Source organism: Stenotrophomonas sp. YJH_SMC_94-11 (assembly GCF_059370435.1).
The window spans coordinates 700,630-720,456 of the sequence record NZ_JCAFTR010000001.1 but is presented as its reverse complement, the minus strand read 5'-3'; the positions used below and the strand labels follow the sequence as shown (position 1 = coordinate 720,456).

The 19,827-nt window shown below is 67.6% G+C and carries 17 protein-coding genes; 8 read left to right on the top strand and 9 right to left on the bottom strand.

The genetic code is table 11. From position 1 onward, the window contains the following. Nucleotides 1–53 precede the first annotated feature (53 nt). The 3 genes from leuC to leuB are packed head-to-tail and all read left to right on the top strand — an operon-like array spanning nt 54 to nt 3,101. A complete protein-coding gene (gene leuC, locus AC5P74_RS03230) occupies nt 54–1,472 on the top strand; it encodes a 3-isopropylmalate dehydratase large subunit (RefSeq protein WP_069139238.1) in 1,419 nt (472 codons plus the stop codon). Next, complete coding sequence (leuD, locus tag AC5P74_RS03225; RefSeq protein ID WP_005419117.1) at nt 1,472–2,050, top strand: 3-isopropylmalate dehydratase small subunit; 579 nt, start codon at nt 1,472–1,474, stop codon at nt 2,048–2,050. Before leuC ends, leuD begins: the two co-directional genes overlap by 1 nt. Then, nucleotides 2,040–3,101, top strand: coding sequence for a 3-isopropylmalate dehydrogenase (leuB, locus tag AC5P74_RS03220; protein WP_346607906.1), 1,062 nt, complete (start codon nt 2,040–2,042; stop codon nt 3,099–3,101). Before leuD ends, leuB begins: the two co-directional genes overlap by 11 nt. A 170-nt stretch (nt 3,102–3,271) precedes the next feature. Here the strand turns inward: leuB and AC5P74_RS03215 are convergent, their stop codons facing one another. Next, nucleotides 3,272–4,045, bottom strand: a complete 774-nt coding sequence (locus AC5P74_RS03215; RefSeq protein ID WP_188239483.1) for an SDR family oxidoreductase — start codon at nt 4,043–4,045, stop codon at nt 3,272–3,274. A 117-nt stretch (nt 4,046–4,162) separates the two neighbouring features. Between AC5P74_RS03215 and AC5P74_RS03210 the strand changes: the two genes are divergently transcribed. Beyond that, nucleotides 4,163–5,068, top strand: coding sequence for a LysR family transcriptional regulator (locus tag AC5P74_RS03210; RefSeq protein WP_053499076.1), 906 nt, complete (start codon nt 4,163–4,165; stop codon nt 5,066–5,068). A 243-nt stretch (nt 5,069–5,311) separates the two neighbouring features. Here AC5P74_RS03210 and AC5P74_RS03205 read toward each other — a convergent pair whose 3' ends face one another. Then, entirely contained in the window at nt 5,312–8,473 is a 3,162-nt protein-coding gene (locus AC5P74_RS03205; protein ID WP_049416701.1) for an efflux RND transporter permease subunit, read from the bottom strand. Nucleotides 8,474–8,477: 4 nt separating this feature from the next. Continuing rightward, a complete protein-coding gene (locus tag AC5P74_RS03200) occupies nt 8,478–9,608 on the bottom strand; it encodes an efflux RND transporter periplasmic adaptor subunit (protein WP_053499077.1) in 1,131 nt (376 codons plus the stop codon). A 119-nt stretch (nt 9,609–9,727) separates the two neighbouring features. Between AC5P74_RS03200 and AC5P74_RS03195 the strand changes: the two genes are divergently transcribed. The 3 genes from AC5P74_RS03195 to AC5P74_RS03185 all read left to right on the top strand — a co-directional run bounded on the left by AC5P74_RS03195 (nt 9,728) and on the right by AC5P74_RS03185 (nt 12,566). Continuing rightward, the gene (locus AC5P74_RS03195) at nt 9,728–10,408 is read left to right on the top strand and encodes a TetR/AcrR family transcriptional regulator (protein WP_005419125.1); all 681 of its coding nucleotides are present in this window, start codon (nt 9,728–9,730) and stop codon (nt 10,406–10,408) included. A gap of 135 nt (nt 10,409–10,543) precedes the next feature. After that, on the top strand, nt 10,544–11,191 hold the full coding sequence (locus AC5P74_RS03190) for a protein-L-isoaspartate O-methyltransferase family protein (RefSeq protein ID WP_053499081.1): 648 nt from the start codon (nt 10,544–10,546) through the stop codon (nt 11,189–11,191). A 16-nt stretch (nt 11,192–11,207) separates the two neighbouring features. After that, nucleotides 11,208–12,566: a TolC family outer membrane protein gene (locus AC5P74_RS03185; protein ID WP_346607907.1), complete on the top strand. Its 1,359-nt coding sequence runs from the start codon at nt 11,208–11,210 to the stop codon at nt 12,564–12,566. Nucleotides 12,567–12,662: 96 nt separating this feature from the next. On the opposite strand, the gene AC5P74_RS03180 is transcribed toward AC5P74_RS03185, so the two are convergent. After that, on the bottom strand, nt 12,663–13,862 hold the full coding sequence (locus AC5P74_RS03180) for an APC family permease (RefSeq protein ID WP_372484517.1): 1,200 nt from the start codon (nt 13,860–13,862) through the stop codon (nt 12,663–12,665). A 271-nt stretch (nt 13,863–14,133) separates the two neighbouring features. After that, complete coding sequence (waaA, locus tag AC5P74_RS03175; protein WP_053499087.1) at nt 14,134–15,432, bottom strand: lipid IV(A) 3-deoxy-D-manno-octulosonic acid transferase; 1,299 nt, start codon at nt 15,430–15,432, stop codon at nt 14,134–14,136. Nucleotides 15,433–15,492: 60 nt separating this feature from the next. Between waaA and AC5P74_RS03170 the strand changes: the two genes are divergently transcribed. Continuing rightward, nucleotides 15,493–16,410, top strand: coding sequence for an LpxL/LpxP family Kdo(2)-lipid IV(A) lauroyl/palmitoleoyl acyltransferase (locus tag AC5P74_RS03170; protein ID WP_005419134.1), 918 nt, complete (start codon nt 15,493–15,495; stop codon nt 16,408–16,410). Between the two features lie 108 nt (nt 16,411–16,518). On the opposite strand, the gene AC5P74_RS03165 is transcribed toward AC5P74_RS03170, so the two are convergent. From AC5P74_RS03165 to AC5P74_RS03150, 4 genes are all read right to left on the bottom strand, one after another. Beyond that, nucleotides 16,519–16,968 carry an REP-associated tyrosine transposase gene (locus AC5P74_RS03165; RefSeq protein WP_346607909.1) on the bottom strand — a complete coding sequence of 150 codons (450 nt, stop codon included), beginning with the start codon at nt 16,966–16,968 and terminating at the stop codon, nt 16,519–16,521. Between the two features lie 137 nt (nt 16,969–17,105). Continuing rightward, the gene (locus AC5P74_RS03160) at nt 17,106–18,437 is read right to left on the bottom strand and encodes an O-antigen ligase family protein (protein WP_206620414.1); all 1,332 of its coding nucleotides are present in this window, start codon (nt 18,435–18,437) and stop codon (nt 17,106–17,108) included. Further along, complete coding sequence (locus AC5P74_RS03155) at nt 18,418–19,533, bottom strand: glycosyltransferase (RefSeq protein ID WP_069139227.1); 1,116 nt, start codon at nt 19,531–19,533, stop codon at nt 18,418–18,420. Before AC5P74_RS03155 ends, AC5P74_RS03160 begins: the two co-directional genes overlap by 20 nt. Nucleotides 19,534–19,548: 15 nt before the next feature. Further along, nucleotides 19,549–19,746 (bottom strand): zinc-finger domain-containing protein, encoded by a 198-nt coding sequence (locus AC5P74_RS03150; protein WP_005410967.1) that lies wholly within the window; start codon nt 19,744–19,746, stop codon nt 19,549–19,551. Nucleotides 19,747–19,827 lie beyond the last annotated feature (81 nt).

The following is a 19,827-nucleotide window of genomic DNA, read 5'->3' as shown; positions in this document are numbered from 1 at the left end:
GTTCCGCTTTCTTTACTGATGTTCGCTATCTCGTACTTCTGCCAGGCATACGCATGACTTCCGCACCCCGCACCCTGTACGACAAACTGTGGGACGCCCACGTGGTGGTTCCCGAATCCGACAGCGCGCCCGCCGTGCTGTACATCGACCTGCACCTGATCCATGAGGTCACCTCGCCGCAGGCATTCACCGAACTGCGCGAGCGCGGCCTGGCGCCGCGCCGGCCGGACCGCACCAAGGCGACGATGGACCACTCCACGCCGACCTTGCCGGCTGCGGCCGACGGCACGCTGCCCTATGCCAGTGCCGCCTCCGAAGCACAGGTCGCCACCCTGGCGCGAAACTGCGCCGAGCACGGCATCGAACTGTTCGACATGGCCTCGGACAACCGCGGCATCGTCCATGTCATTGCGCCGGAACAGGGCTTCACCCAGCCGGGCATGACCATCGTCTGCGGCGACAGCCACACCTCCACCCACGGTGCATTCGGCTCGCTGGCCTTCGGCATCGGCACCAGCGAGGTCGGCCACGTGCTGGCCACGCAGTGCCTGCTGCAGCGCAAGGCCAAGACCTTCGCGATCACCGTTGACGGTGCGCTGGCACCCGGCGTCGGCGCCAAGGATGTGGTCCTGCACATCATCGGCGTGATCGGCGTCAACGGCGGCACCGGCCACGTGATCGAGTTCCGTGGCAGCACCATCGAAGCGATGGACATGGAACAGCGCATGACCCTGTGCAACATGTCGATCGAGGCCGGTGCACGCGCCGGCATGGTCGCGCCCGACCAGGTCACCTTCGACTTCGTCGCCGCTACGCCGCGCGGCCCCAAGGGCGCCGACTTCGACGCTGCCGTGGCGCGCTGGCAACAGCTGCGCAGCGATGACGGCGCGCGCTTCGACAGCGAAGTGCACATCGACGCCGCCGACATCCGCCCGACCCTGACCTGGGGTACGCATCCGGGTACCGCGATCGCCGTGGATGCGCCGATTCCCGCCGCCAACGATGCCGCCGCACAGAAGGGCCTGGACTACATGCACTTCCAGGCCGGCAAGGCGCTGGCGGGCACACCGGTGGACGTAGTGTTCGTTGGTTCGTGCACCAACGGCCGCCTGAGCGACATGCGCGAAGTCGCACAGGTGCTGCGCGGCCGTCGTGTTGCCGAGCGTGTACGCATGCTGGTGGTACCGGGCTCGGAGATCGTCAAGCGCGAGGCCGAGGCCGAGGGCATCCACGAGATCGTGCGCGCGGCCGGTGCCGAATGGCGCGAGCCGGGCTGCTCGATGTGCATCGCGATGAACGGCGATCTGGTCGCCCCCGGCCAGCTGGCCGTGAGTACCAGCAACCGCAACTTCGAGGGCCGCCAGGGCCCCGGTTCGCGCACGCTGCTGGCCTCGCCGATGAGCGCGGCGTGGGCCGCGGTGAACGGGCACGTTGCCGATACCCGCGAACTGTTCGCACAGGAGGTGGCGTGATGGCCGGCTTCCGTACCCTGACCTCGGCCAGCGTGGTGCTGCGCCAGACCAACATCGACACCGACCAGATCATCCCGGCGCGGTTCCTGTCCACCACCGAGCGTGCCGGGCTGGGTCGCAACGCGTTCAACGACTGGCGCTGGCAAGCTGATGGTTCGCCGGTGGCCGACTTCGCCTTCAACCAGCCGCACAACGCCGGCCGCAGCATCCTGCTGGCGGGCCGCAACTTCGGCTGCGGCTCGTCGCGCGAACACGCACCATGGGCGCTGACCGACCTGGGCCTGCGTGCCATCGTCAGCAGCGAGATCGCTGATATCTTCCGCGGCAACGCGCTGAAGAACGGCCTGCTGCCGATCGTGCTGGACGAGGCCGACGTACAGGCGCTGATGCAGCGCCCGGACGATGCGCTGACCATCGACGTGGCTGCGCGCGAACTGCGCACCCCCGATGGCCAGGTCTATTCCTTCCCGCTGGATGGCTTCTCGCAGACCTGCCTGCTGGAAGGCGTCGACCAGTTGGGGTATCTGTTGGGCCGTGTCCCTGAAATCGAACGTTACGAGAGTGAGCATGCACGCTGAAATTGTTGTCCTGCCCGGTGATGGCATCGGCCCGGAAGTGGCCGCCGCGGCAGTTGCCGTCCTGAAGGCGGTCGCCGGACGCTTCAACCACACCTTCACCTTCAGCGAGCACGACATCGGTGGCATCGCCATCGACCGCCACGGTGAACCGCTACCGGCGTCGACGCTGGCCGCCTGCCAGGCCGCCAATGCGGTGCTGCTGGGCGCGGTCGGCGGCCCGAAGTGGTCCGACCCGAACGCCAAGGTGCGCCCGGAACAGGGCCTGCTGGCGATCCGCAAGGCGCTGGGCCTGTATGCCAACCTGCGCCCGGTGCGTACCCACGAGGCCGCGCTGCACGCCTCGCCGATCAAGGCAGAGCTGCTGCAGGGCGTGGACTTCGTGGTGGTGCGTGAACTGACCGGCGGCATCTACTTCGGCGACAAGACCCGCGACGCCGACAGCGCCAGCGACCTGTGCCGCTACACCGTGGCAGAGATCGAGCGCGTGCTGCGCAGCGCCTTCCGCCTGGCCCAGCAGCGTCGCGGCAAGGTCACCTCGGTGGACAAGGCCAATGTACTGGAAACCTCGCGCCTGTGGCGCGACGTGGCCGCACGCATCGGCCGCGAAGAATTCCCGGACGTGGCGCTGGAGCACCAGCTGGTCGATTCGATGGCCATGCACCTGCTGGCCAAGCCACGCGAGTACGACGTGATCGTCACCGAGAACATGTTCGGCGACATCCTCACCGATGAGGCCTCGATGCTGGCCGGTTCGCTGGGCCTGCTGCCGTCGGCCTCGCTGGGCGAGCCCGCTGCGGTGGGCATTTACGAGCCCATCCACGGTTCGGCCCCGGACATCGCCGGCAAGGGCATCGCCAATCCGTACGCGACAATCTTCAGCGCCGCGATGCTGCTGCGCCATTCGCTGGGGCTGGAAGCCGAAGCGGCCGCGGTGGAAGCCGCCGTGCATGCGGTGCTGGATGACGGCGTGTTCACCGCCGACCTTGCGGCCAAGGGCCAGGCCGTCAGCACCGCCGCGGCAACCGACGCGGTGCTGGCGAAGCTGGGCTGATCCATCGGGCAACACCTGTAGAGTCGAGCATGGCACGGCTCTACAGGTGGCCCGTGGCCACTGCCCGACTTCGTGCCAACCAAGGTTGGCACCTACCACAGCGGTAGATCCACGCCATGCGTGGATGATTCGGTTCCCGCGCAGTAGGGCTACGCCATGCATGGCTTTGCTTACTTGGTGGTGTACCCACCATTGACCAGAATCGTCTGCCCGGTCATCCACCAGCCATCGGTCACCAGGAAGCGGATCCACGGCACGATATCGGCGATGTCGGTCAGCCCGGTGCGGGTGAACGCCGACAACGCCGCCGCAGTCTTGTGATACGCCTGCGCATCGGCGCTCTCGGCCGGATAGAAGAACGGCGTGTCCATCGGACCGGGACCGATCGCGGTCACCGAGATGCCGCGCTCGCCGAACTCCTTCGACGCCGCACGGGTGAAATGCTCGACCGGCGCCTTGGTGCCGGCATAGCTGGAATAGAACGGCGTGAACGCACCCAGCAGCGAGGTGACCAGGGTGCAGATGCGGCCACCGTCATTGACGTGGCGACCTGCCTCCTTCAGGAAGAAGAACGCGGCCTTGGCATTGACCGCGCTCATTTCGTCGTACTCCGCCTCGCTGATGTCCAGCAGCGGCTTCTTGAGTACCTTTCCCACCGTATTGATGGCGATGTCAGGACGGCCGACTGCGGCCACGGCATCGACGAACAAGCGCTCCATCGCTGCCGCCGACGTCAGGTCGCCCTGCAGGGCCACCGCCTTGCTGCCGGCGGCCTGCACCGCGGCTACAGTCGCTTCTGCATCGGCCTGGGTAGCGGCACTGTTGTAATGGATGACGATGGCTTTGGCGCCCTGTGCGGCGAAGTCGCGGGCGATCAGGCCGCCCAGGTTCTTGGCGCCACCGGCGATCAGCACGGTCTTGCCCTTGAGGGAATGCTCGGTCATGGCTTCGGTCTCGGGAGGGGGCTGCCCGGGGTGGCAACCCTGCCCTGACGACGATATCGTGCAGAAAAAGCGGATAAAGCCCGCCACATTGACTTAACTTTCCAGAGTCAGCGAACAATGGACCGGATCGATCGCTTTCGCATCTTCACCCGGGTCGTGGAGTGCGCGAGCTTCACCCGCGCCGCCGACCAGCTCGGCCTGCCCCGCTCCACTGTCTCGGCAGCCATTGCGGAGCTGGAGCAGCGGCTCGGCACCCGCCTGCTGCAGCGCTCGACCCGGCGGGTGTCCACCACCCACGACGGCGACGTGTTCCATGCCCGCTGCCTGCGCCTGATCGCCGAGGTCGAGGACGCCGAATCGCTGTTCCTCCAGGTCGACGCCCAGCCGTCGGGGCTGCTGAAGATCGACGTACCCAGCCGCATCGGCCGCCGCATCATCGCACCGGCGCTGCCCGACTTCTTCGCCCGCTACCCGCAGGTGGAAGTGGACCTGGGCATGAGCGACCGCGCGGTGAACCTGATCGAGGACGGTTGCGATGCAGTGTTGCGGGTCGGCCAGCTGGGCGACTCCAGCCTGGTGGCGCGCACGCTGGGCCAACTGGATTTTGCCAACGTTGCGGCGCCGGCTTACCTGCGCGAACACGGCGTGCCGCAGCATCCTGCCGACCTGCCGCAGCATCGCGCGGTGAACTACGCGTCGCCGACCACGGCACGGGTGGAACCTTGGGAGTGGCAGGACGGCGGCCAACTGCGCACGCTGCCGATGCCTGGCTGGGTGCGTGTGAACAGCGCCGAGGCATCGATTGCGTGCTGTGTGGCGGGGTTGGGTCTTTTGCAGATTCCGCGCTACGACGTACAGGCCGAGCTGCAATCCGGCGCGCTGGTGGAAGTGATGCCACAGCACGTCGCACAGCCATTGCCGGTCACCCTGCTGCAGCCGCATCGGCAGCACCGTGCGCTGCGCGTGCAGGTGTTCATCGAATGGCTGCTGCCGGTGCTGCGGAGCGGCCTGCAGCTGCAGTAGATCCACGCCATGCGTGAATGCATGCATCCGTGCCAACCAAGGTTGGCACCTACCGAGCGATGGCGAATCGCGGTAGATCCATGCCCTGCGTGATGTTTCTGTAGAGTCGAGCCATGCTCGACTCATCCCATCATCGCGCGAAGAGCAGCCGAGCATGGCTCGGCACTACATAAAGCTGGTCCCGCGAGCAGTGCCAACCAAGGTTGGCACCTGCCAGAGGCGCTGGCCGTGGACGCGGGGCCATCACGCCCCGGATTCATCGGGCTTCACCCGGAACCACGCCGCGTACAGCGCCGGCAGGAACACCAGGGTCAGCACCGTACCGACGATCAGGCCGCCCATGATCGAGATCGCCATCGAGCCGTAGAACGCGCTGCGCGACAGCGGAATCATCGCCAGCACGGCTGCCAGTGCGGTCAGCACGATCGGGCGGAAGCGGCGCACCGTGGCGTCGATGATCGAATGCCAACGGTCATGCCCGGCATCGATGTCCTGCTGGATCTGGTCGATCAGGATCACCGAGTTGCGCATGATCATGCCGGCCAGCGCGATCGTGCCCAGCAGCGCCACGAAGCCGAACGGCGCCCGGAACAGCAGCAGGAACAGGGTCGCGCCGATGATGCCCAGCGGCGCGGTCACCAGCACCATCGCTGCACGCGAGAAGCTGCGCAGCTGCAGCATCAGCAGCGTGGCCACCACCACCAGGAACAGCGGCATGCCGGCCTTGATCGAGTTCTGGCCACGCGCCGAATCCTCCACGGTACCGCCGGTTTCCAGCAGGTAACCACTGGGCAGCTCGGCACGGATGCCGTCCAGTGTGGGCAGGATCTGATGCACCACGTCCAGCGCCTGCATGCCATCACTGATGTCGGCGCGCACGGTCACCGTCGGCAACCGGTTGCGGTGCCAGATGATGCCGTCCTCGAAGCCGTACTCCATCGTCGCCACCTGCGACAGCGTGATGCTGCCACCGTTGGCGGTGGGCATCGACAGGCTGGACAGCAGCTCCAGTTGATTGCGCTCATCGGCCGGCCCGCGCAGCAGCATCTCGATCTGGCGATTGCCCTCGCGATACACGCTTACCGATTGCCCGGCCAACGAACTGGACAGGAACTGGCTGACCTGGGCGCTGCTCACGCCCAGCGCGCGGGCGCGCTCCTGGTCGACCACCAGGCGCACCACCTTGCTCGGCTCGCTCCAGTCCAGGTTGACGTTCATCACGTGCGGGTTCTCCCGCACCTTGGCCTCGACCTGGCGCGCGATCGCCTGCACCTTCTCGATGTGCTCGCCGGAGATGCGCATCTGCACCGGATAGCCGACCGGCGGGCCGTTCTCCAGGCGGGTCACGCGCATCTGCACGTCCGGGAACTTCGGGATCACCTCGTGCAGCAGCCAGTCGCGGGTGCTTTCGCGTGAAGTGATGTCCTTGGCCAGCACCACGAACTGGGCGAAGTTGGTCGCCGGAAGCTGCTGGTCCAGCGGCAGGTAGAAGCGCGGCGAACCGGTGCCCACATAGGACACGTAGTTGGCAATGCCCTCGCGGCTGGACAGCAGCTTCTCAAGCTTCTCGGCCTGGGCCTGGGTCGAGCGCAGCGAGGCGCCCTCGGCCAGCTCGATGTCCACCATCAGTTCCGGCCGGGTCGAGTCCGGGAAGAACTGCTGCGGCACGAAGCGGAACATCATCAGCGAGAACACGAACAGGCCGATGGTCGCCGCGATCACCCACCAGCGATGCCGCAGGCAGGTATCGAGGAAGCGACGGAAACTACGATAGAACGGGCGCTGGTACGGATCGTGGTCGTGCCCGTGCTGCGGCGGCGCGATCAGATTGGCCAGCGCCGGATAGCGGTCGGCCCACTGCTGGCGCTTGGCGTGCCAGCGCGCTGACAGGCTGCCCGGCTTCGGCGGCTGCGGATTGAACAGGTCCGGCAGCATCTTGTCGCCCAGGTAAGGGATGAACAGCACCGCTGCGATCCACGACACCACCAGCGCGATGGTCACCACCTGGAACAGCGAGCGGGTGTATTCACCGGTACTCGATGCCGCAGTGGCAATGGGCAGGAAGCCGGCCGCGGTGATCAGGGTGCCGGTCAGCATCGGGAACGCGGTCGACTCCCAGGCGAAACTGGCGGCGCGCAGGCGGTCGTAGCCCTGCTCCATCTTGGTGGCCATCATCTCCACCGCGATGATCGCATCGTCCACCAGCAGTCCCAGCGCCAGCACCAATGCACCCAGCGAGATCTTGTGCAGGCCGATGTCGAAGTAGTGCATGACAAAGAAGGTCATCGCCAGCACCAGCGGGATGGTCACGCCCACCACCAGGCCGGTGCGCAGGCCCAGCGAGAAGAAGCTGACCAGCAGCACGATCACCACCGCCTCGGTCAGCACCTGCACGAACTCGCCGACCGACTCTTCCACCGATTGCGGCTGGTCGGACACCTTGCGCAGCTGCATGCCGGCCGGCAGGGTCTTCTGCAGGCGTTCGAACTCGGCATCGAGGTTGGCGCCGAGCTTGAGGATGTCACCGCCATCCTTCATCGCCACCGCCAGGCCGATCGCCTCTTCGCCCATGAAGCGCATCTTCGGCGACGCCGGATCGGCAAAGCCGCGCTTGACCTCGGCGATGTCGCCCAGGTGCACGGTGCGGTCGCCGGCGCGGATCGGGAACTGGCGGATCGCTTCGATGTCGTTGAACTGGCCGGTCACCCGCAGCTGCACGCGATCGGTGGCGGTCTCGAAGAAGCTGGTGCCGGTCACTGCGTTCTGGTCGGCCAGCGCCTGCTGCACCTGCTGCATCGACACGCCCAGCGTGGCCAGCCGGGTGTTGGACAGTTCGATCCACACCTTCTCGTCCTGCAGGCCGACCAGGTCGATCTTGCCGACGTCGGGCACCCGCTGCAGTTCCAGCTGGATGCGGTCGGCGTAGTCGCGCATCACCGCGTAGTCGAAACCCTTGCCGGTCAACGCGTAGATGTTGCCGTAGGTGTCGCCGAACTCATCGTTGAAGAACGGACCGACGATCTCGCGCGGCAGCGTCGGGCGGATGTCGCCCACGCGCTTGCGCACCTGGTACCACAGGTCCGGGATCTGCCTGGAACGCAGGCTGTCGCGCGCCATGAAGATGATCTGCGATTCGCCCGGGCGCGAGTACGAGCGGATGAACTCGTACTCGCCGGTATTCATCAGCGCCTTCTCAAGCGGCTCGGTCACCTGCCGCGAGACCTGCTCGGCGGTCGCCCCCGGCCACAATGTGCGCACCACCATCGCCTTGAAGGTGAACGGCGGGTCCTCGGACTGGCCCAGATGCTTGTACGACCATGCGCCGATCAGCGCGAAAGCCAGCATCGCAAACAGCACCAGCGGGCGGTTGGACAACGCCCACTCGGAAAGATTGAAGCGGCGCACCGGCTTACTCCCTGGCCTTGGCGGCAGCGGCCGGCGTAGCCGGCTTCAGAACGGGACGGTTCTGCCGGTCCACGGCGATCACCGGCTGGCCGGCCCGCAGCAGGTGGCCACCCGCAGCAACTACCCAGTCGCCCCCGCTCACGCCCGACAGTACCGGTACCGTCTCGCTGCCAAACGCACCGGTGGTAACCGTTGCGGCCTTCAGCGTGCTGTTGCCCGGATCGACCACCCATACGCTGGCGGCACCGTTGGCACCACGCTGCAGCGCGCCCAGCGGCAGCTGCAGGGTGCCGTGGCGACCGGCGCTGCTGTAGACGCGTGCACTCTGGCCCAGTTCGACGTCGGCCAGCGCATCGGCGGGCAGGCTGACCCGGGTGGCATAGGTACGTGCCTGCGGATCGGCAGCGGCGGCGATCTCCCGGATCGTGCCCGGCAGGCGCTGGCCGGGGCGGTTCCACAACTCCACCTCGACCGGTTGGCCCACAGCATAGTCGCGGATGGTGGCCTCGGGCAGGTCGATCAGCACTTCGCGGCCACCGTCGGCGGCCAGGTTGAAGATGGTCTGCCCGGCGGACACTACCTGCCCGGCCTCGGCCTCGCGGCTGGCGATCACACCGTCGGCCGGCGCACGCAGCTGTGCGTAGCTGGCCTGGTTGCGGAGCACATCGAGGTTGGCGCGGGCGGCGTTGGCCTGGCCCTGCGCGGCCTTGAACGCGGCGGACTGCTGGTCCAGCTGCGAGCGGCTGACCAGCTGCTGGTCGGCCAGCACCTGGTAACGCTTGAGGTCATCGCGGGCGCGCACCAGATCGGCTTCGGCTGCCGCCAGCTGCGCCTGCGAGGCACGGGCCTGCAGCGCGAAGTCGGCCACGTCCAGCTCGGCCAGCACGTCGCCCTTCTTCACCCGTTGCCCGGCATCGACGTGGCGCTTGACCAGGTTGCCGCCAACTCGGAACGACAGCGGGCTTTCCTGTCGCGCACGCACCGTGCCCGGGAACGCCGCCGGCGCCTGCCCGGCCTGCTCGCCGGGGTGAACCACCAGCACCGGTACGGCCGCCGGTGGCGCCTGTTCCTGCCCCGAACAGGCTGCCAGCGCAGCCATCCACACCATACCGCCCATCCAGCGCACGATCTTCATCGGTCAACGTCCTGAAAACGCAGGGTTGCAACTAAGGGAGGAGCCGCGACTGCCGGCCCAATTTAATAAACCGGCCGGTATAGTATAAATATCGAACCGCTTGGTCTAGTATTGTCGCGATGAGTTCCCACATTTCCCGCAAGCCGTCGGCCAAGCCCGCTGCCAAGGCCGCCGGACCCGGGCGCCCCAAGGACCTCGGCAAGCGCGCGGCGATCCTTGAAGCAGCCAAGGCACTGTTCATCGAACAGGGCTATACCGGCGTGAGCATGGACACCATCGCCGCTCAGGCCGGCGTCTCGAAGCTGACTGTGTACAGCCACTTCGGCGACAAGGAGACGCTGTTCTCCGAGGCGGTGCAGTCAAAGTGCATTGAAATGCTGCCCGACGCGCTGTTCGTAGCCGACGCGGACGGCCCGCTGCGCGACCAGCTGATCGGTATCGGCCTGGCCTTCTTCGAGCTGATCACCTCCGACGCGGCGATCTCGATCCAGCGCATGATGATGGCGCCGGAGACCGACGAACGCCTGCGCGCGCTGTTCTGGAAAGCCGGCCCCGAGCGTACCTGCGAGGCCCTGGCCGATTTCCTGCGTGCCCGCGCCGAACGTGGCGAACTGGATATCCCCGACTGTGCTCTGGCCGGCGAGCAGTTCCTGACCCTGGTCAAGGGCGAAGTGCACATGCATATGATGTGCGGCATGCCACTGTCACCCGTGGAATGCGACCCTCTTGCCCACGTGACCGCCAGCATCGACTTCTTCCTGCGCGCCTACGCGCCGCGAGGGGCCGGAACGGCTGAATAACCAAAACTGAACGAACCGGAGGTCGCGATGACTTCCGGCACTGCGACCCCGGCCCCCGGCAGCTGATGCTCTGGGCGCTCCGCCGGCCTCCGGCACCGGTAAAATGGCCGGCCCACTGCGCTGGATTTGAACCTCATGACGATTGATTACGCCCACGCCCGCGAACTGATGGTGGAACAGCAGATCCGTCCCTGGGACGTGCTGGACATCAAGGTGCTCGACGTCCTGGCCCGCCTGCCGCGCGAGGCCTTTGTCGCCGACGCGCACCGGGCACTGGCCTACGCCGATGTCGAACTGCCGATCGGCCACGGCCAGAAGATGATGAAGCCGGTCATCGAGGGCCGTACCCTGCAGGCACTGGACCTGCAGCCGGGTGACGAAGTGCTGGAAATCGGCACGGGCAGCGGCTTCCTGTCGGCCTGCATCGGCGCGCTGGCGCGCGATGTGCTGAGCCTGGAAATCGACCCGGAGCTGGCCGCCGCTGCGCGTGCCCGCCTGGATGCCTCCGGCCTGGGCACCAACGTCCGCGTGGAAGTGGCCGATGCCCTGTCCTGGCAGACCGAACGCCGTTTCGACGTGATCTGTGTCACTGGCGCCGTGGACGTGGTGCCGTCACAGTTCGCATCGTGGCTGCGTCCGGGAGGGCGGCTGTTCGTGATCCATGGCCGCTCGCCGGCGATGGAGGCCCTGCTGGTCAAGGCCGACGGCGGCACCGAGTCCCTGTTCGAGACCGATATCGATTACCTGCGCGGTGCCGCCCCGGCACCCCAGTTCCACCTCTGAGTCCAAGGAAGCCGCAATGATCCGTCGATCCCTCGCTGTTGCGCTGGCCACTGCCCTGCTGCCGTTGTCCGCCCATGCCGCCGACCTGCTGCAGGTCTACGAGATGGCGCGCAACGGTGATCCGCAGCTGTCGGCCGCCGAATCGACCCGGCTGTACGACAAGGAAGGCGCCGTGCAGGCGCGTGCCGCCCTGCTGCCGCAGATCAACGGCCAGGCCGCGCTGAACCGCACGCGCAGCGAGCCGAACGCCGACGCCAACTCCGGCTCGTTCACCAACAAGCGCCGCACCTACACGATCGACGGCAGCCAGACGCTGTTCAACTGGACCCAGATCAACAACCTGCGTTCGCAGCGCGAGCTGAGCAAGGCGGCGGACTTCACCCTCGATTCGGCCAACGACAGCCTGATCGTGCGCACCTCGGCGGCCTACTTCAACGTGCTGGTGGCGATCGAATCGCTGAACGCTGCACAGACCAATGAAGCGGCCGCGAAGAAGCAGTTCGACTTCGCCGACAAGCGCCTGGAAGTGGGCCTGGCGCCGATCACCGACGTGCACGAAGCACGCGCCCAGTACGACCAGGCGCGCGCCAACACCATCATCGCGCAGAACACCCTGGCCGATAACTACCAGGCCCTGACCGAACTGACCGGCCAGCCGGTGACCAACCTGCGTGGCCTGCCGGCGGACTTCCGCCCGGAAGTGCCGGCCAACCGCGGCAACATCGACGAGCTGGTGCAGCAGGCTACGACCCAGAATCCGGCGCTGAAGGCGCAGGAGCTGAAGGTCAGTGCCGCTGAAGCCAGCGTGCAGGCTGCCCGTGGTGGTCATTACCCGACCCTGTCGCTGGGCGGCAGCTGGGGCAAGAGCGCCACCTGGGGCGACAGCACCGGTGCCGGCTCGCTGTCGCCGGATGCGCGCACCAACAGCATCGGCCTGACCCTGAGCGTGCCGATCTTCTCCGGTGGTGCCACCCAGTCCGGCGTGCGCCAGGCGCTGGCGCAGCGTGACATCGCCCAGGACGGCTACGAGCAGCAGAAGCGTGCCCTGGATCGCAATACCCGCAATGCCTACCAGACCCTGGTGCAGGGCATCAGCGAAGTGGAAGCCCGCCGCCTGGCGGTGGTCTCGGCGCAGAGCGCGTACGACGCTTCGCAGGTCGGCCTGGAAGTCGGTACCCGCACCGTGCTGGATGTGATCCAGAACCAGCGCATCCTGTTCTCGGCGCAGCTGGACTATGCCCAGGCCCGCTACACCTTCCTGCAGAACCGCCTGCTGCTGAGCCAGTCGCTGGGTGCGCTGGACGTGGCCGAACTGCAGGACGTCAATCGGCTGCTGACCCAGGACGCGGGCAACCCGGCCACGACCACGCACTGAGTCGTCGCCCCTGCAACAAAAAAGCCACCCGCGAGGGTGGCTTTTTTGCAGATGCTGCATCCACACGCGCGCGCCCCGGCGTGGCCCCACGAACCGTCAGCCCGGCCATGCGCGCAGGCGTTCCAACGCCGCGAGCGCGCACAGCACGGCTGCCAAGGGGGCGAGCATCGACATCATCAGCCCGCAGCCGGCTGCGCCTTGCCGGGTGTCATCCCGACGCCGCAGCACCGCCAGGCACAGCGCCGCCATCACCACCAGCGTTGCCGGACCCGGCAGCGCCGGCAAGGTGCCCTGCGGCAGCCCCAGCACCAGCATCACCGCCGGCAGCGCAACCACCATTGCGCTCAGGCGCGTGCGGGATCGTCCCGCCGCGTCAGCTGCGCGGGGCCACAACGATGTGGCCAACCGGACGGCCAGCATCAGCAGCACCAACTGCAGGGCGGCCAGGCCCGCTGCCCCGGCCAGGGGCAACAATGGCAGCATCCACTGCAGCTGGGGGTGCACCTGCAGCGCAACCGCCAGTGGCCGGGTACTGGCGAGCGCGGAAAACTCGACCAGCCCGGCCTGCAATGCTGCCAGCACGATCAGCAGCAGCATCGCCAGCAACGAGACCAGCGCCAGCACCGCCGGCTGCCACATCGCGTCCTGGCGGCGCAGCGCAGGAAAGCCCAGTGCCAGGCCCACGCTGGCAAATATGCCCAGCAGCGGCACCGCAGCCGCCAGCACGCCCCCCAGCCCGAAGCGATACGGTGCGGTCGCCGGAGGCAGCCAGGGAATCCAATGCCCGTAGTGCACGTGACGCGCCGCCAGCGCCAGCAGCAACACCCCCACACCGATCTTCACCGTCAGCAGCGCACAGGCCGCCAGAGCCACACCCCGCGGCGGCAGCAACGCGAGCGCGCTCAACATCAGCAGACCCATGGCCGCCGCTACCTGCACGGGCAGCCAGTCGTTGGCATGGAGGCCTCCGGTAGCCAGCACGGCATGTACATGGCGGGCCATGGACTGTGCCGCGCCCGCCGTGGTCGCCGTCAGCTCAAGCAACAGGATCGCGCCCAGAACGATGGCCACCCGTGGCCCCCAGCTGGCGGCCAACAGCCCGTACAGGCCATCGGCCGCCGGCAGTCGCAGCACCAGATCCTGCAGGCAGCACAGCACCAGGCCAGCCCCCAGTGCGGCCAGCAACAGGCTCAGTACGATGGCCGGGCCAGCCTGTGCCGCCGTGTGCTGGCCCACCAGCGCGATCACGCTGCCGCCCACCAGCAGCGTCAGTGCCACCACAGCCAGGTGGTCCATCCCCAAGCGCGCCCCACCGGTGCCGTCCCTGCCCCTGTCGCCGTCCATCGCAAGTTCCCTTGATATCCGCCCAAGCGCGGTCGACAGCAGGCTGGCAGCCTGCGTCGTCCTGCGGAATCAGAATCGGTGCTGCGTGCGCCACGATGTGATGGCAGGCACGCTGCCATCGGCAGGGTCGGTCCAGCAACGACAGAAAAATCGTTGCTAAGCAGAATTGATGAAGTTGATCACGACAACGCTGCACAGCGCCGCCGACGCCGCGCTGCCGGGATCACTCGCGCGGTGGTGGCAGGTGCGGTGCGACCAGCGCAAGCGTGCGCTGCAGCGCGCCACGGCCATTGCTGACCAACGTGCAGCCCGCACGCGCCATGTCTTCGCGGGCCTGCGCATCTTCAAGCAGATGCTGCAGCAGGTCGCCCACTGCCTGCACATCTTCGCCGATCAGCAGCGCACCGGCCTCGCGCATGCGCCGGGAGATTTCCGCGAAGTTGTGCAGGTGCGGGCCGGTCACCGCCGCGGTTCCCATCGCAGCGGGCTCCAGCAGGTTGTGGCCACCGATGGCCTGCAGGCTGCCGCCGACGAAGGCGACCTGGGCGCAGGCGTAGAACGGCATCAGCTCGCCGAGGGTGTCGATGACGAACACGTCTGTGGCGGCGTGCGGCCACTGGTCCACGCGGCGGGTCGCCACGCTCCAGCCCTGTTCGCGCGCCAGCGCTTCCACCTTCGGGAAACGTTCGGGATGGCGCGGTGCCCACAGCAGCAGCAGATCCGGATGCTGCTGGCGCAGGCGCCGGTGCAGGTCGATCACCGCCTGCTCTTCGCCATCATGGGTACTGGCGGCGATCCATACCGGGCGCGCGCCCGGCACCCGTGCATGGAACTGTTCGACGAAGCCCTGCACGTCCGGCGTGGTGATGTCGAACTTCAGGTTGCCCAGTGCCTGCACCTGGCCGGGCTCCGCCCCCAGCTGCACGAAGCGCTCGGCATCGTCCTGCGACTGCGCGGCCACGCAGGTGACGGTGCGCAGGGCGCGGCGGATCAATGCGGCCAGCAGCCGGTAGCCGCGCAGCGAACGCGCCGACAACCGGGCATTGAGGATGTAGACCGGAACGCCACGGTCACGGCAGCCGAACAGCATGTTCGGCCACAACTCGGTTTCCAGAATCAGCGCCAGGCTGGGCTGGAAATGGCCGAGGAAGCGGTTGACGCTGCCCGGCACGTCGTACGGCAGGTAGACATGGTCCAGCGCGTCGCCCCAGAGCGCACGCACGCGCTCGGAGCCGGTCGGAGTGATGGTGGTGATGACCCAGCGGATGTCCGGGCGCTGCTGGCGCAGGGCGTTGACCAGCGGCGCGGCGGCATTGACCTCGCCCACCGAGACCGCGTGCAGCCACACCCGTGGCTGGCCGGTGGGCTGCGGATAGGAGGCGTAGCGCTCGTCCCAGCGCCGGAAGTATTCACGGACCCGGAAGCCGCGCCAGACCAGGTGGTACACGGTGATCGGCAGCAGGATGTAGAGCACGACCGAGTACAGGCCGCGCAGGATCCATTCGACAGGGTCTTTACGCATGCGGCAAGGATACGGGAGCCCCCCGGGAAAGACACGCGGCCGCCTTGGTAGAATGGCCCCATGTCAGATGCCTCCACCGCCGTCCGCCCGTCGCTGCGCGATCCGCGCAACTGGCCGATGTTCGCCGCCATGTTCGGCGCCTTCGCCATCGCCCGCCTGCCGTGGATGCTGCAGCGCGCGCTGGGCCGGGGCGTCGGCTGGATCACCTGGCGCCTGCTCGGCAGCCGCCGCCGCGCCGCCGAGGTCAATCTGCAGCTGTGCTTCCCGGAGAAGGACGAGGCGTGGCGGCAGCGCCTGGTGCGCGACAGTTTCGATGCGCTGGGCGTCGGCGTGTTCGAGTGCATCCGCGCCTGGTGGGGCAGCATCGACAGCATCCGCCCGCAGGTACGGATCGAAGGCCTGGAACACCTGCGGCAGATGCAGGCCGAAGGCCGCGGCGTCCTGCTGGTCTCCGGCCACTTCATGACCCTGGAAATGTGCGGCCGCCTGCTGTGCGACTACGTCGATCTTTCCGGCATGTACCGCAAGCACAAGAACCCGGTGTACGAGTGGGCGGTGAAGTTCGGCCGCCTGCGCTATGCCAAGGCGATGTTCGCCAACGAGGACATCCGCGCGACCGTGCGCCACCTGAAGAAGGGCGGCTTCCTCTGGTACGCGCCAGACCAGGACATGCGGGGCAAGGACACCGTGTTCGTGCCGTTCTTCGGCCACACCGCTTCGACCATCACCGCCACCCATCAGCTGGCGCGCATGACCGGCTGTGCGGTGATTCCGTACTTCCACCGGCGCGAAGGCGGAAAGTACTTCCTGAAGATCGGCGCGCCGCTGGAGAACTTCCCCAGCGAGGATGTGGAAGCCGATACCACGCGGGTCAACCAGGCCATCGAAGCGATGGTGCGCGAGGCTCCCGACCAGTACCTGTGGATCCACCGCCGCTTCAAGCGCCAGCCCGGTGGCCGGAGTGATTTCTACAAATAACGGTGGGGCGGGAGGGTTTCGTCCACGCATGGCGTGGATTTGATGACGCGGAGCATTCTGAAGTAGATCCACGCCATGCGTGGATGCTCTACATCCGGGTGCCGGCACCTACAACGGCCAACGGCACCATGCGTGCGGGTACTCACCCAACGTGCCGGCCAGGCCCGCACGGACCGGATTGGCCAGGATGTACATCGCCTTCTCATGAAGGGATTCATCGCTGCGTACGGCATGATCGTGGTAACCGTGCTGCCACAGCGCCCCTCGTCGCTCCAATCGCCGGTTCAGCAGTCGGCTGCTGCGTGATTTGAGCAGGGCCATACACTCGGCCAGGGTTACTCCGCGCAGCTCCATCAGCCAGTGCAGATGGTCGGGCATGACCACCCAGGCGAGGCTGTGGCTGAAGCCCTTGCGCTCTACGAAGCGCAGGGTGTCGATAAGGATCGCCACGTTTGCCGCATCGGCGAACAACGGTTCGCGGCCGAGGGTTGCTGTGGTCAATGAATACACGGTGCCGGATCGGGAATACCGACCGTAGCGAAGTCTGGGGCTGGCCATGCCTCCAGCGTGCGCGAACTGCCGGGGCACCGATAGTGGAGATGTCACCGTGTTCAGGTCGGGAAAGCCTCATCCACGCATGGCATGGATCTACTGATCGACTCCATGGTTGATCCCTACCATGCGCGGATGCGCGGTCACTTCACCGGCGGGGAATCATCTGCGTCGCGGGCCAGCAGGCTGCCGGCGAACAGGGCTGCCAGCAGCACCGTCAGGCCACCCCAGAACGCGGAATAGAACGCCAGGTGCGTATTGAGCGGGAACACCGTAACCGCCAGCGCCAGCATCGCCGGTCGGGCGCGATCACGCGCAGCCGCCGGGGCATAGCGCCAGGCCCGCCAGGCCTGCGCCACCGCCGCCAACCACAGCAGCAGGCCCAGAACGCCGGTCTCGGCAAGGATTTCCAGCACGATCTGGTGGGCGTGCAACGCCGGTTGGCTGCCCCACACGGCGGGACCCTCATCTGACACGCAGGCCGGATACGCATCGCGGAAGCCGCGCGCACCGACACCGTTGACCGGATGCTCCTCGATCATGCACACCGCTGCGGTCCAGATGCGCGCGCGCCCCGAAAGCGCCTCGTCAACGCCCTGCCCGTCTTCGTTCCATGCCTGCGCCGTGCGCGCGACACGCTCGCGCAGCTGCGGCACGCCCGCTGTCAGTGCGGCCGTACCCAGCGCTGCCACCAGGGCCAGCAGCAGCAGCCGCTTCCAGCCGAACTGGCGCACGCCGCTGTAGGCCAGCACCAGCACAAAGGTGATCCACGAGGCGCGCGAACCTGCCAGCAGCAGCACGCACCCCAGTGTTGCAGCGGCCAGCAGCCACCCTGCATTGCCGAAACGCCGCGCCATCGGCAGCAGCAGGAACGGTGACAGGCTGGCCAGCACCTGGCCGAATTTCAGATTGCAGGGTCCAAGCGCGCCACTGAGGCGGTCGGCCAGTGCGGCTTCGTCGGCCGGGCACAACGCGTGGCCACTCACGGCCAGCTTCAGGTGTTCCAGCGACCAGAACCACGGGCTGGTGCCAGCCAGCGCCTGCACCAGCGCGTCCAGCGTCCACACGCCGGTGATCAGCGCCAGGCCACCGAAGGTCAAGCGCCGCCGTTCCGGCGTGGCCACCGCGATCGCCACCAGCCACATGAAGGGCAGGTAGCGCAGTCCGGCGGCCGCCTTGGTCCAGGAGGCCGAAGGGTCGATCGCATCGATGGCCGAAAACGCCTGCGGCAGCCAGTAGCCGAGGAACAGGATCGAGGTCAGCGCCCACGCCGCCGTGCTCAACAGGTGCGGGCGGCGCTGCAGCCGGCGCATGACCATGCGCGCGGCAGCATAGACCGCGCCAAGCCCCAGCACGGTTTCGGCAATGCCCGGCAGCGGCCACATCGCCACGTACGCCAGCACCCACCAGGGCGCCCAGCGCCCGGCACGGTCGTCGCGCACGATGGCAGCGGGGTCAGCCGGCGAGATCGGCATAGAGGCGGAGGGTATCGCGCTGCATGGCCTGCAGGGTAAACGGGATGCGGGTCGGCAGGGACGGCGGCTGCGCCAGCAGGGCCAGCGCACGTTCACCCAGCGCGCGCGCGTCGCCGAGCGGCACCGCACCGCTGGGCTGCAGCTGCAGCAGCAGTTCGCCGACGCCACCGTGGTCCCAGCCCAGCACCGGGCGACCGACCGACAGCGCCTCAACCACGGTGCGGCCAAAGGCTTCCGGCTTGTCCGACAGCTGCAGCACCAGATCGCTGGCGGCGTAGGCCTGGGCGATGCGGACGGTAGGCGTGCTGATCTGTACGGCCTCGGCCACGCCCAGTGCCGCGGCCTGGCGGCGCAGGTCAGCCACGTAGGCCTCGCGCCCGGGTTCGTCGGTGCCCAGCATCCACAGCTGGGCAGGCACGCCGGCGGCACGCACGTCGGCCAGCAGCTGCAGCGCGTGGGTGTGGCCCTTCAGCCGGGTGCCGCGCCCCGGCAGCAGCAGCAGCGGGCCTTCGACCTGGGCCAGCCACGGGTAGTCGGCCGCCAGCGCCAGCCGCGGGCGGCGGTCGGCGCGCGCCACGCGCGGGAACTGGTTGACGTCGACACCTCTCGGTATGACCCGCAGTTTTTCTTCCGGCACCGTCGGGTAATGGCGTTGCACGTAGGCGCGCACGGTGTTGGACACGCAGATCACGCGTTCGCCACTGGTCATCACCGCGCTGTAGCGGCTGGGCGAGTTCAACCCGTGCACGGTGGTCACCCAATGCGGGCGCTGTGCGGCGGGCATGGCGCGGATCGCGTACAGGCCCAACCAGGCCGGCAGCCGCGAACGGGCATGCACGATGTCCGCACCAACTTCGGCAAACAGCCGGCGCAGGGTCGGCAGATGGCGCAGGGTCAGCAGCGACTTGCGGCCGATATCCAGGGTGAGGTGCTCGGCACCACTGTCCAGCAGCGGCTGCACCAGGCGGCCACCGGCAGACACCACCAGCGCGCGATGGCCGGCGGCAACCAGGGCCGCAGCGATTTCCAGGGTCGAGCGCTCGACACCACCGGAGTGCAGCGCCGGCAGCAACTGCACCACGGTCAATCGGCGCATCGAAGGGGCCGCCGTTTAGTCGGCCAGCACGAACACGGAACCGCAGTACGGGCACTGCGCTTCGCCGTTGGGCTCGTCCTCGATCGGCAGGTACACGCGCGGATGCGAGTTCCACAGCGCCATTTCCGGGGTCGGGCAGCTCAACGGCAGATCGCTGCGGTGCACGGTGTAGCGCTTCTCGGCGTTGGCGGGCGCGGTGGCGGTATGGCTCATGGCGGATTCGGTGAACGGGTTGCGAGGCCCGTGATTCTAGCATCTGGGCCGCAACGACATTGCCCCGCAACGGGCCTTTGC